This window comes from Massilia sp. CT11-137 (assembly GCF_047302885.1).
Classification (GTDB): domain Bacteria; phylum Pseudomonadota; class Gammaproteobacteria; order Burkholderiales; family Burkholderiaceae_D; genus Telluria; species Telluria orientalis.
In genome coordinates, this window is record NZ_JBKYMP010000002.1 from 486,315 (window position 1) to 498,751 (window position 12,437).

The 12,437-nt window shown below is 67.1% G+C and carries 7 protein-coding genes; 4 read left to right on the forward strand and 3 right to left on the reverse strand.

Going from position 1 to position 12,437, the window contains the following annotated elements; genetic code table 11:
* Positions 1–2: 2 nt before the first annotated feature.
* Positions 3–266: a translation initiation factor IF-1 gene (gene infA, locus ACEN98_RS18920; RefSeq protein WP_413345493.1), complete on the reverse strand. Its 264-nt coding sequence runs from the start codon at positions 264–266 to the stop codon at positions 3–5.
* Between the two features lie 175 nt (positions 267–441).
* On the opposite strand from infA, the gene ACEN98_RS18925 reads away from it, so the two are divergent.
* The 3 genes from ACEN98_RS18925 (at position 442) to ACEN98_RS18935 (ending at position 2,649) form a co-directional block, all read left to right on the forward strand.
* Positions 442–858, forward strand: coding sequence for a CopG family transcriptional regulator (locus tag ACEN98_RS18925; protein WP_413346532.1), 417 nt, complete (start codon positions 442–444; stop codon positions 856–858).
* Positions 859–866: 8 nt separating this feature from the next.
* On the forward strand, positions 867–2,030 hold the full coding sequence (locus ACEN98_RS18930) for an alpha/beta hydrolase family esterase (protein ID WP_413386409.1): 1,164 nt from the start codon (positions 867–869) through the stop codon (positions 2,028–2,030).
* A 70-nt stretch (positions 2,031–2,100) separates the two neighbouring features.
* A complete protein-coding gene (locus tag ACEN98_RS18935; RefSeq protein WP_413386411.1) occupies positions 2,101–2,649 on the forward strand; it encodes a DUF2058 domain-containing protein in 549 nt (182 codons plus the stop codon).
* A 160-nt stretch (positions 2,650–2,809) separates the two neighbouring features.
* Here ACEN98_RS18935 and ACEN98_RS18940 read toward each other — a convergent pair whose 3' ends face one another.
* Positions 2,810–3,715: a helix-turn-helix domain-containing protein gene (locus ACEN98_RS18940; RefSeq protein ID WP_413386413.1), complete on the reverse strand. Its 906-nt coding sequence runs from the start codon at positions 3,713–3,715 to the stop codon at positions 2,810–2,812.
* A gap of 93 nt (positions 3,716–3,808) precedes the next feature.
* Positions 3,809–4,378, reverse strand: a complete 570-nt coding sequence (locus ACEN98_RS18945; RefSeq protein ID WP_413386415.1) for a lipocalin family protein — start codon at positions 4,376–4,378, stop codon at positions 3,809–3,811.
* 457 nt (positions 4,379–4,835) lie between these two features.
* On the opposite strand from ACEN98_RS18945, the gene ACEN98_RS18950 reads away from it, so the two are divergent.
* Positions 4,836–12,269: a heme utilization protein gene (locus tag ACEN98_RS18950; protein WP_413389057.1), complete on the forward strand. Its 7,434-nt coding sequence runs from the start codon at positions 4,836–4,838 to the stop codon at positions 12,267–12,269.
* Positions 12,270–12,437: the final 168 nt, after the last annotated feature.

Here is a 12,437-nt window from a genome sequence, read left to right on the forward strand (position 1 = left end):
CGTCAGCGGCGGTAGGCTGGACGGCGCGCCGGTGGCGCATTGCGCTTCTCGATATGGCGGAACGTGATGCGACCCTTGCTCAGGTCGTATGCGGACATCTCCAGCGTCACGCGGTCGCCCGCGAGGATGCGGATATGGTGCTGGCGCATCTTTCCCGACGTGTAAGCGATCAGTTTGTGTCCATTGTCCAGGTCGACGCGAAAGCGCGAGTCCGGCAGGATTTCCTGGACGATGCCGTCCATTTCGATGAGTTCTTCTTTGGCCATTGGGGGTCCTTGGGGGCGGGGCGCGCGGCGGGTGCCGGGCGTGGGGGTGGGAGGGAAGGAGTGGGCCGGCTTTATATCCGGAAGGAATATTATACCGCACTTCGATGATTCGCAGTTATACTCCGTTCATACTCCGGTTGGAGTATAATGGGCGTATAAACACTGCGGAGACACCATGAAGCTCGTCGACACCAAACCCAAATTTCCCGATACGGACAAGGTCACCATCAACCTGGGCCTCGTCGACCTGGCGCAGATGGACCTGCTCGTGGCGGAAGGTTTTTATACGAACCGTACCGATTTCGTCCGCACGGCCATCCGCAACCAGTTGCAGCAGCACGGCGAAGCGATCCGCCAGACCGTCACGCGCAAGCGCTTCGTGATGGGCATGCAGCGCTACACGAAGGCGGAACTGGAAGCGGGCGTCGCCGCCGGCGAGCAGCTCGACATCCACGTGCTGGGCCTCGCCACCATCGACGACGACGTCACGCCCGAGCTGGCGCGTGCGGCGATCGCCTCCATCCAGGTGCTCGGCGCATTTTTCGCGCCGGCCGCCGTCAAGTCCGCGCTCGCGGACCGCATCCATTCCTGAGGAACACCATGAAACCATATGAACAATTTGTTGAAAACATCCTGGGCGCCGTGCGCTCGGGCCAGGGCAAGGACCCGGCCGCGGCCACCGCGCTGATCCAGGACGCGCTGCGCACCGCCGGGCTGATGCCGGGGGCGCAAGCGGGTACGCCGTTCACGCCGCCTTTTGCCGGGCAGCCGGGCGCGCGTGCGCCATTCGCCGACCTGAACGGCGTGCCGGACTGGCTGCGCCGTCCGGCCACCGCGAAGGGCACCTCGCCGTCCGGCGACTGGCGTGCGCGTTTCGACGGCTTGCGGAAGAGTCCGCGACCGGTGACGCCTGACGCACCTGGTCAATTTCTCGAAGGCTCGTTCAGCAACGCAGCGGGCACGCGCCGCTACCGCCTGTATGTGCCGGAGAAAGCCGCATCCGGGCCGCGGCCGCTCGTCGTCATGCTGCACGGCTGCCAGCAGCACGCCGCCGATTTCGCGGCCGGCACCGCGATGAACCGGCTCGCGGAAGAACACGGTTGCCTGGTGCTGTACCCGGACCAGGAGCGCGGCGCCAACAGTTCGAATTGCTGGAACTGGTTCGACGCCGCGCACCAGGCGCGCGAGCAGGGCGAGCCGTCCGTGCTGGCCGGCATGACGCGCAAGATCGTGGACGAATACGGCGCCGACCCGCGCCGCGTCTACGTGGCCGGCCTGTCGGCGGGCGGCGCGATGGCGGCCGTCATGGGCGCCGCGTATCCCGAGCTGTATGCGGCCGTCGGCGTGCATTCCGGCCTGCCGGTCGGCGCCGCGCGCGACCTGATGTCGGGGCTGAACGCGATGAAGGGCAAGCACCTGGGCGGCGCGAGCCGGACGCTGCGCCGCCGCGTGCCGCTGATCGTGTTCCATGGCGACCAGGACGCCGTCGTCCATCCGTCCAACGGCGAGGTGTTGATCCGCCAGTTCCTGGGCGACGGGACCGTGCGCGAGATCGAAGAGCGCGGCACGCCCGGTTCGGGCCGCGGCCACACGCGCACGACGGCGCTGGACGACGACGGCCGCGCGGTGGCGGAACATTGGGTCGTGCACGGTGCCGGTCACGCCTGGGCGGGCGGCGATCCGGCCGGCTCGTACACGGATGCGTCCGGGCCGAACGCGTCGGCCGAGATGCTGCGCTTCTTCCTGGCCCAGCCGGCGGGCTGATCGACCGCTGTTGCGAAGCCGTCAGGTTTGCTATGCTGGAGGATTCCCACGTTCGTTGATGGAGTCAAGGATGGTTTCCCTGCAGGAGCAGCTGATGAAGGCCGGGCTGGTCGACAAGAAGAAGGTCAAGGTCGTCAACCAGGAAAAAGCCAAGCAGCAGAAGATCGAGCGCCGCACGGGCGTCACGAGCGTCAACGAGACGAAGGAGGCGGTGCTCGAGGCCCAGCGCCAGCAGGCCGAGCGTGCGCGCGCCCTGAACGCCCAACGCGACGCCGCCGCCGCCGCGAAGGCCGTCGAGGCGCAGATCACGCAGATGATCCAGGTGAATCGCCAGCCCAAGGGCAAGGGCAACCTGGACGTCGTCTACAACTTCACGATCGGCACGAAGATCGAGCGTATCCACGTCTCCGCGGCCGTGCGCGACCACCTGGTGGCCGGCCGTCTGTCGATCGTTGCCCACGCGGGCGGCTTCGAGCTGGTGCCGCGCGTGATCGCGGACAAGATCGCGGAACGGGCGCCGGAGCGCGTCGTGCGCGTGAATAAAGCCGCCGAAGCCGTCGCGGAAGGCGAGGACGATCCCTACAAGGACTTCAAGATCCCCGACGACTTCGACTGGTAGGGTGGGCGGCCTCCGCCCGCGCGCGGCTTCGACTGGTAGGGTGGGCGGCCTCCGCCCACGCGCGGCTTCGACTGGTAGGGTGGGCGGCCTCCGCCCACGCGCGGCGCTGGCAAGCCGCATGCGCTACGCGTGGGCACGGGGTGCCCACCCGACCAGTCGATCAGCGTTTCTTGACCGGGAGCGCCAGCCAGCCGCGCCAGCGGCCCTCCGGCGTGCGTTCGACCTTCTGGATGTGCGGCCGGGTGCTGTCCAGGCGCCAGACGGCCTGCTTGTCGAGCCAGTCCTCGTACATGGAGCGGAAGCGCGGCCATTCGTCGTCGAAGTCGAGGCAGGCGTAGGTGCCGGCCGGCAGGACGCGTAATCCCAGGCCGGGATCGAGCACGGTATCGTCCGCGCACCCGAAGTCGTAGCAGTATTCCCGTTCGCCCGTAAAACCCGGGTCTTCGTCGAACACGCCGTACCACGGGGTGCTGGCGGGCAGGCCGTCGGCCGTCTCGCGTTCCTGGATGAAGTCGTGGCAGGCGAACGACAGCGCCGCGCCGGACTGGCCGAAGAAGCGCTGGTAGCGCAAGGTCAGCGCCGGCAGGTTGCGCACGGCGATGCGCGCCGCGACCGTGCCCGGTTCGGGCGGGCAGTACGGCGCCAGGATCGCTTCCAGGTCGTCCGGCTCGGCCACGAAGAAGCTGACGTCGCTCTCGCGGCCGACCTGCTGGTCCATGTAATCGCGCCATCCTCCCTCGCGCCACGCCTTGGCCGACATCGCGAACTGCTGCCTGAACGCCTTGGCGAACGCCGCGTTGGACGGGAAGCCGCAATCCTGGGCGATGCGCACGATGGGCACGTCCGGCTCGTGACGCAGCAGGTGGGCGGCGCGGCGCAGGCGGCGCTTGCGCTGGTATTCGACGGCCGAGAAACCCGTCAGCTCGCGGAAGATGCGGTCGAAGTGGAACGACGAATAACTGGCCGACGCCGCCAGCGATTTCAGTGCGAGCGGATCGCCGACCGAGTCCAGCATCAGGTCCATCACTTCATACAGGCGCGACACCCGCGCGGCGGTCTTCGGCATCAACGGCAGTCATTTGCAAAATTGAAATAACTAGTTTCCGTAAATAACACGCCGTTGGCAAGCGTTTGGCGCCGGCGCGGCCGCCGAGTGTTGTCAGTACGCCGCCTGGGGCGTCATCTCCAGCTTGCTCAGGTCGAACCCCTGCCGCTCCAGCCGCTCGAGCAGGGCGCCGTACGCCTGGCGCGACACGGTCGGGGTGCGCGCCAGGATCCACAAATACTCCCGCCCCGGCTCGCTGACGGCGGCCAGCTGGTAGTTCGGATCGAGGTCGATCACCCAGTAGTCGCCCCACACCATCGGCAGGAACGACAGCCAGGCCGGCGCGAACCGGACCTTCAGCGTGGGCGACGTGGGGCCGCCCAGCTGGCGCGCCGTGCCCACCGCCTCGTCGACGGTGCCGTCCGCGCGGCGGCAGCGGTTGATGACTTGCACGGTCTTGTCCGGCTGCAGGCTGTAATGCGCCGTCGTGTTGCTGGCACATTGTTTCTGAAACCTGTTCGGGTATTTTGCAATTTCATACCACGCGCCCATGTAGCGCGGCACGTCGAGGCTGGGCACTGGCGTCACGGGCGCGGAACGGGCGCCGCGCTCGGCGGCGAGCAGCGTCGCACTGGCGCCGAGCAGGCCGAGCAGCAGGAGGATCAGGCGAGTATTCGGGAGCATGGGATACGTGGTTGAACGGGACTGTGTCTATCGTACGACAACCTCGCCCGAACCGTCGCCCGTCGCCAAACGATTGGCAATCTTGCAACTACATTGAATTGCAAGAAAGTTTCTCTGCGGACTTAATAGCAGCCGTCCGGCCGTCGCCTTTCTCTTCTGCCGAAAGCAATTTCCTAACGGCAACGCAAGAAACGTCAAGCGCCGCTTGGCTGGAAAAGCCGATCCGGATGAATTATCGAAGGGATAAAAAGCGTGGTTGAGAGAGCGTTGTGGAGAAAAAACAACCGAAAATGCCTCAAGTTGGCCGGTTTGTTGCCGTAAAGCATTCGTAATCGCACCAATAAAATGTATCCTTAGGGAAATAGTCTTTTACTGATATCGCGCATCGGGCGGCGATCATTCGGACAACGTTCAATATATTAAAGGTTCATCGACCATGGCATCAGTTATCACCGGAATGAGCACCGCCCAGATACAGGCGCTGACTACTTCCCAAATCGTCGCTCTCGCGACCTCCGACATGACTGCGTTTTCGACGACGCAGCTTGGGGCGTTGACGACCAACCAATTGCAGGCCATCGAAACCCGTGACCTGGCTGTCCTGACCACGACCCAGATCTCGGCCGGCCTCACGACCACGCAGATCGCGGCCCTGACGACGAACCAGGCGGGCGCCCTGACGACCGGCCAGGTCGGCGCCCTGACGACGAACCAGGTCGCCGCGATCGAAACGGCCGACCTCGCGTCGCTGAAGACGAACCAGATCGCCGCGCTGACGACGAACCAGGTGTCGGCTGGCCTGACGACGAACCAGATCGTCGCCCTCACCACGTCCCAGGCAGGCGCACTGAGCACCGCGCAGACCGCCGCGCTGACCACGAACCAGGTCGCCGCACTGCAGACCGCCGACCTCGCCGCGTTCAAGACGAGCCAGGTTGCCGCGCTGACCACGAACCAGATCTCGGCCGGCCTGTCCACGAACCAGCTGGCGTCGATGGTGACCACGCAGATCGCCGCGCTGACGACCGCCCAGGTGTCCGCTGGCCTGACGACGAACCAGATCGTCGCCCTGACCACGGCTCAGGCAGGCGCGCTGACGACCGGCCAGATGGGCGCGCTGACGACGAACCAGGTCGCCGCGATCGAAACGGCCGACCTGGCCGCCATGAAGACGAACCAGATCGCCGCGCTGTCGACGAACCAGGTGTCGGCCGGCCTGACGACGAACCAGATCGTCGCGCTGACCACCTCGCAGGCAGGCGCGCTGACCGCCGCGCAGTCCGCCGCGCTGACGACGAACCAGGTCGCCGCGCTGGAAACCCGTGACCTCGCCGCATTCAAGACGAGCCAGGTTGCCGCCCTGACGACGAACCAGATCTCGGCCGGCCTGACGACGAACCAGCTGTCCTCGATGACGACGGCCCAGATCGCTGCGCTGTCGACGAACCAGGTGTCCGCTGGCCTGACGACGAACCAGATCGTCGCCCTGACCACGAACCAGGCAGGTGCCCTGACGACGGCCCAGACCGCCGCGCTGACCACGAACCAGGTCGCCGCGCTGCAGACGGCCGACCTGGCCGCCATGAAGACGAGCCAGATCGCCGCCCTGACGACGAACCAGGTGTCCGCCGGCCTGACGACGAACCAGATCGTCGCCCTGACCACGGCCCAAGCCGCCGCACTGACCAACGGCCAGACCGCCGCGCTGACGACGAACCAGGTCGCCGCACTGGAAACCCGCGACCTCGCCGCGTTCAAGACGAGCCAGGTGCAGGCGCTGACGACGAACCAGATATCGGCCGGCCTGACGACGAACCAGCTGTCGTCGATGACGACGGCCCAGATCGCCGCGCTGTCGACGAACCAGGTGTCCGCGGGCCTGACGACGAACCAGATCGTCGCCCTGACCACGGCCCAGGCTGGCGCGCTGACCACCGCGCAGACCGTCGCCTTGAGCACGAACCAGGTCGCCGCGCTGGAAACCCGTGACCTCGCCGCATTCAAGACGAGCCAGGTTGCCGCCCTGACGACGAACCAGATCTCGGCCGGCCTGACGACGAACCAGCTGTCCTCGATGACGACGGCCCAGATCGCTGCGCTGTCGACGAACCAGGTGTCCGCTGGCCTGACGACGAACCAGATCGTCGCCCTGACCACGAACCAGGCGGGTGCCCTGACGACCGGCCAGATGGGCGCACTGACGACGAACCAGGTCGCCGCGATCGAGACGGCCGACCTGGCCGCGATGAAGACGAACCAGATCGCCGCGCTGACGACGAACCAGGTGTCGGCCGGCCTGACGACGAACCAGATCGTCGCCCTGACCACCTCGCAGGCGGGCGCGCTGACGGCCGCGCAGACCGCCGCGCTGACGACGAACCAGGTTGCAGCCCTGCAAACCGCCGACCTCGCCGCGTTCAAGACGAACCAGGTCGCCGCGCTGACGACGAACCAGATCTCGGCCGGCCTGACCACGGCACAACTGTCGTCGATGACGACGGCCCAGATCGCCGCACTGACGACGAGCCAGGTGGCCGCCGGCCTGACGACGAACCAGATCGTCGCCCTGACCACGAACCAGGCAGGCGCCCTGACGACCGGCCAGATGGGCGCGCTGACGACGAACCAGGTCGCCGCGATCGAGACGGCCGACCTGGCCGCCATGAAGACGAACCAGATCGCCGCGCTGACGACGAACCAGGTGTCCGCCGGCCTGACGACGAACCAGATCGTCGCGCTGACCACCTCGCAGGCTGGCGCGCTGACGACCGCGCAGACCGCCGCGCTGACGACCAACCAGGTTGCCGCACTGCAGACCGCCGACCTCGCTGCGTTCAAGACGAACCAGGTTGCCGTGCTGACGACGAACCAGATCTCGGCCGGCCTGACGACGAACCAGCTGGCGTCGATGACGACCGCGCAGATCGCCGCGCTGACCACGGCCCAGGTGTCCGCAGGCCTGACGACGAACCAGATCGTCGCCCTGACCACGAACCAGGCAGGCGCACTGACGACCGCGCAGACCGCCGCGCTGACCACGAACCAGGTTGCCGCACTGCAGACCGTCGACCTCGCCGCGTTCAAGACGAGCCAGGTTGCCGCGCTGACGACGAACCAGATCTCGGCCGGCCTGACCACGGCACAACTGTCGTCGATGACGACGGCCCAGATCGCCGCGCTGACGACCGCCCAGGTCTCGGCTGGCCTGACGACGAACCAGATCGTCGCCCTGACCACGAACCAGGCAGGTGCCCTGACGACCGGCCAGGTCGGCGCCCTGACGACGAACCAGGTTGCCGCGATCGAAACGGCCGACCTGGCCGCCATGAAGACGAACCAGATCGCCGCGCTGACGACGAACCAGGTGTCGGCAGGCCTGACGACGAACCAGATCGTCGCCCTGACCACGTCCCAGGCAGGCGCACTGACGAACGCGCAGACCGCCGCGCTGACCACGAACCAGGTTGCCGCGCTGCAGACCGTCGACCTTGCCGCGTTCAAGACGAGCCAGGTTGCCGCGCTGACCACGAACCAGATCTCGGCCGGCCTGTCGACGGCGCAGTTCTCCTCGCTGACGACCGCGCAGATCGCCGCGCTGACGACCGCCCAGGTGTCCGCTGGCCTGACGACGAACCAGATCGTCGCCCTGACCACGAACCAGGCGGGTGCCCTGACGACCGGCCAGGTCGGCGCGCTGACGACGAACCAGGTCGCCGCGATGGAAACGGCCGACCTCGCGTCGCTGAAGACGAACCAGATCGCCGCGCTGACGACGAACCAGGTGTCCGCAGGCCTGACGACGAACCAGATCGTTGCCCTGACCACGTCCCAGGCTGGCGCGCTGACGACCGGCCAGACCGCCGCGCTGACCACGAACCAGGTTGCCGCGCTGCAGACCGCCGACCTCGCCGCGTTCAGGACGAACCAGGTTGCCGCGCTGACGACGAACCAGATCTCGGCCGGCCTGTCGACGAACCAGCTGTCGTCGATGACGACCGCCCAGATCGCCGCGCTGACGACCGCCCAGGTGTCGGCTGGCCTGACGACGAACCAGATCGTCGCCCTGACGACGGCCCAGGCTGCCGCCCTGACGACCGCACAGGCTTCCAACCTGACGACCAACCAGGTCGCCGCGCTGGAGACCCGTGACGTGGCCGCCATGACGACGGCCCAGATCGCCGCGCTGACGACCAACCAGGTGTCCGCAGGCCTGACGACGAACCAGATCGTCGCCCTGACCACGGCCCAGGCAGGCGCGCTGACCACCGCGCAGACCGCCAACCTGACCACGAACCAGGTTGCCGCACTGCAGACCGCCGACCTCGCTGCGTTCAAGACGAACCAGGTTGCCGCGCTGACGACGAACCAGATCTCGGCCGGCCTGACGACGAACCAGCTGGCGTCGATGACGACCGCCCAGATCGCCGCGCTGACCACGGCCCAGGTGTCGGCTGGCCTGACGACGAACCAGATCGTCGCCCTGACCACGTCCCAGGCAGGCGCACTGACGAACGCGCAGACCGCCGCGCTGACCACGAACCAGGTTGCCGCGCTGCAGACCGCCGACCTTGCCGCGTTCAAGACGAGCCAGGTTACCGCGCTGACGACGAACCAGATCTCGGCAGGCCTCACGACGAACCAGTTGGCGTCGATGACGACCGCGCAGATCGCCGCGCTGACGACCGCCCAGGTCTCGGCTGGCCTGACGACGAACCAGATCGTCGCCCTGACCACGAACCAGGCAGGTGCCCTGACGACCGGCCAGATCGGCGCGCTGACGACGAACCAGGTTGCCGCGATCGAAACGGCCGACCTGGCCGCCATGAAGACGAACCAGATCGCCGCGCTGACGACGAACCAGGTGTCGGCAGGCCTGACGACGAACCAGATCGTCGCCCTGACCACGTCCCAGGCAGGCGCACTGACGAACGCGCAGACCGCCGCGCTGACCACGAACCAGGTTGCCGCGCTGCAGACCGTCGACCTTGCCGCGTTCAAGACGAGCCAGGTTGCCGCGCTGACCACGAACCAGATCTCGGCCGGCCTGTCGACGGCGCAGTTCTCCTCGCTGACGACCGCGCAGATCGCCGCGCTGACGACCGCCCAGGTGTCCGCTGGCCTGACGACGAACCAGATCGTCGCCCTGACCACGAACCAGGCGGGTGCCCTGACGACCGGCCAGGTCGGCGCGCTGACGACGAACCAGGTCGCCGCGATGGAAACGGCCGACCTCGCGTCGCTGAAGACGAACCAGATCGCCGCGCTGACGACGAACCAGGTGTCCGCAGGCCTGACGACGAACCAGATCGTTGCCCTGACCACGTCCCAGGCTGGCGCGCTGACGACCGGCCAGACCGCCGCGCTGACCACGAACCAGGTTGCCGCGCTGCAGACCGCCGACCTCGCCGCGTTCAGGACGAACCAGGTTGCCGCGCTGACGACGAACCAGATCTCGGCCGGCCTGTCGACGAACCAGCTGTCGTCGATGACGACCGCCCAGATCGCCGCGCTGACGACCGCCCAGGTGTCGGCTGGCCTGACGACGAACCAGATCGTCGCCCTGACGACGGCCCAGGCTGCCGCCCTGACGACCGCACAGGCTTCCAACCTGACGACCAACCAGGTCGCCGCGCTGGAGACCCGTGACGTGGCCGCCATGACGACGGCCCAGATCGCCGCGCTGACGACGAACCAGGTGTCCGCCGGCCTGACGACGAACCAGATCGTCGCCCTGACCACGGCCCAGGCCGCCGCACTGACCAACGGCCAGACCGCCGCGCTGACGACCAACCAGGTCGCCGCGCTGCAAACCGCCGACCTCGCCGCGTTCAAGACGAGCCAGGTGCAGGCGCTGACGACGAACCAGATCTCGGCCGGCCTGACCACGAACCAGCTGTCGTCGATGACGACGGCCCAGATCGCCGCGCTGTCGACGAACCAGGTGTCCGCAGGCCTGACGACGAACCAGATCGTCGCCCTGACCACGGCCCAGGCTGGCGCGCTGACCACCGCGCAGACCGTCGCCTTGAGCACGAACCAGGTCGCCGCGCTGGAAACCCGTGACCTCGCCGCGTTCAAGACGAGCCAGATCGCCGCGCTGACGACGAACCAGATCTCGGCAGGCCTGACGACGAACCAGATCGTCGCGCTGACGACGTCCCAGGCTGCCGCGCTGACGACGGCCCAGGTCGGTAACCTGACCACGAACCAGGTGGCTGCGATGGAAACCGCCGACCTCGCCGCGCTGAAGACCAACCAGGTCCAGGCACTGTCGACGAACCAGATCTCGGCCGGTCTGAAGACCTCGCAACTGGCTTCGCTGACGACCGCCCAGATCGCTGCCCTGACGACCAGCCAGGTGCAGGCAGGCCTGACGACGAACCAGATCGTCGCGCTGACGACGGTCCAGGCCAGCGCGCTGACGACGGCCCAGGTCGCCGCGCTGACGACGAACCAGGTCGCCGCGATGGAAACCGCCGACGTCGCCGCGCTGAAGACGAACCAGATCGCCGCGCTGACGACGACCCAGGTGCAGGCAGGCCTGACGACGAACCAGATCGTCGCCCTGACGTCGGCCGATGCCGCCGCCCTGACGACGGCCCAGCTGGGCGCGCTGACGACGAACCAGGTCGCCGCGCTGGAGACCCGCGACCTGATCGCGCTGAAGACCAGCCAGATCTCGGCGCTGACCACCGCGCAGATCTCGGCCGGCCTGTCGACGAACCAGCTGTCCTCGCTGACGACGGCGCAGATCGGCGCGCTGACGACGAGCCAGGTGGCAAACGGCCTGACGACGAACCAGATCGTCGCGCTGTCCACCAGCCAGGTGCAGGCGCTGACGACCGGCCAGTTGTCGTCGCTGACGACCAGCCAGATCTCGACGCTCGAGACCCGCGACATCGCCGTGCTGAAGACGAACCAGATCCAGGCACTGACGACGAACCAGATCCAGAACGGTCTGACGACGACGCAGGTCGCCGCGCTGACGACCGGCCAGGTGCATGCGCTGACGTCGGCCCAGGTGGGCGCGATGACGACGGCACAGATCCAGCAGCTCAAGGTCGGCAGCCCGATCGTGCTGGACCTGAACGGCGACGGCATCCACACGAAGAGCATCGCCCAGGGCGTGCAGTTCGACCTGTTCGCGACCGGCAGCAAGGTCACGACGGGCTGGGCGGATGCGACCGACGGCCTGCTGGCACTGGATCGCAACGGCAACGGTTCGATCGACGACGGTAGCGAGCTGTTCGGTACGTCGACGAAGCTGGCGAGCGGCCAGAACGCCTCCAACGGCTACGAAGCACTGGCCCAGCTGGACGCGAACGGCGACGGCGTGATCGACTCGAAGGATGCTGCTTACAGCAACCTGAAGGTGTGGGTCGATGCGAACGGCGACGGCGTCAGCGAATCGGGCGAGCTGAAGAGCCTGGCGTCGCTGAACGTGGCAAGCATCAACGTCAACGGCGACAAGACCGCGGCCAAGGACAACGGCAACTGGATCGGTATGCAGTCGACCTTCACGAAGACCGACGGCTCCACGGCCGCCACGGGCGACGTGTGGTTCACGACCGACAAGTCGGCCGCGGAAGCCGCGGCGACCGCGACCTCGCTGAGCAGCAAGGTCGGCAGCATGGTCCAGGCGATGACCGCCTTCAACGCCGGCGATGCGGGCGTGGCGGCCGGCGGCCTGACCCTGCCGAACCTGGCGGGCGCGCAGACCGGCCTGCTGGCTTCGGTCGGCACGATGGTCGACGTGATGAAGCAGTTCGACGCCAACGGCAACAAGGTGAGCGGTGCGAACGCGGCGATGACGTCGACGGCCGAATCGCTGGCCAAGTCGGTGACGACGCCGCACGACTCGGGCTTCCTCACCACCGGCAGCCGCAAATAAAGAGCGGTAACGCGCTAGCATGGGGCCGGTTCGCGCCGGCCCCGCTTTGACAGCAAAAAGGCAAGACCGTTATCGGTCTTGCCTTTTTTTGCGTCCAAATTGCGACAAACCAAGAATAAGGGGCGTAACACAGTGCTGTTCAGCAACAATTCTGGTCAACAACAAGGT

Coding starts and splice junctions, on each gene's coding strand:
- ACEN98_RS18925 (WP_413346532.1), top strand. CDS start 442: ATGAAGCTCGTCGACACCAAACCCAAATTTCCCGATACGGACAAGGTC.
- ACEN98_RS18935 (WP_413386411.1), top strand. CDS start 2,101: ATGGTTTCCCTGCAGGAGCAGCTGATGAAGGCCGGGCTGGTCGACAAG.
- ACEN98_RS18950 (WP_413389057.1), top strand. CDS start 4,836: ATGAGCACCGCCCAGATACAGGCGCTGACTACTTCCCAAATCGTCGCT.
- ACEN98_RS18945 (WP_413386415.1), bottom strand. CDS start 4,378: ATGCTCCCGAATACTCGCCTGATCCTCCTGCTGCTCGGCCTGCTCGGC.
- ACEN98_RS18940 (WP_413386413.1), bottom strand. CDS start 3,715: ATGCCGAAGACCGCCGCGCGGGTGTCGCGCCTGTATGAAGTGATGGAC.
- ACEN98_RS18930 (WP_413386409.1), top strand. CDS start 867: ATGAAACCATATGAACAATTTGTTGAAAACATCCTGGGCGCCGTGCGC.
- infA (WP_413345493.1), bottom strand. CDS start 266: ATGGCCAAAGAAGAACTCATCGAAATGGACGGCATCGTCCAGGAAATC.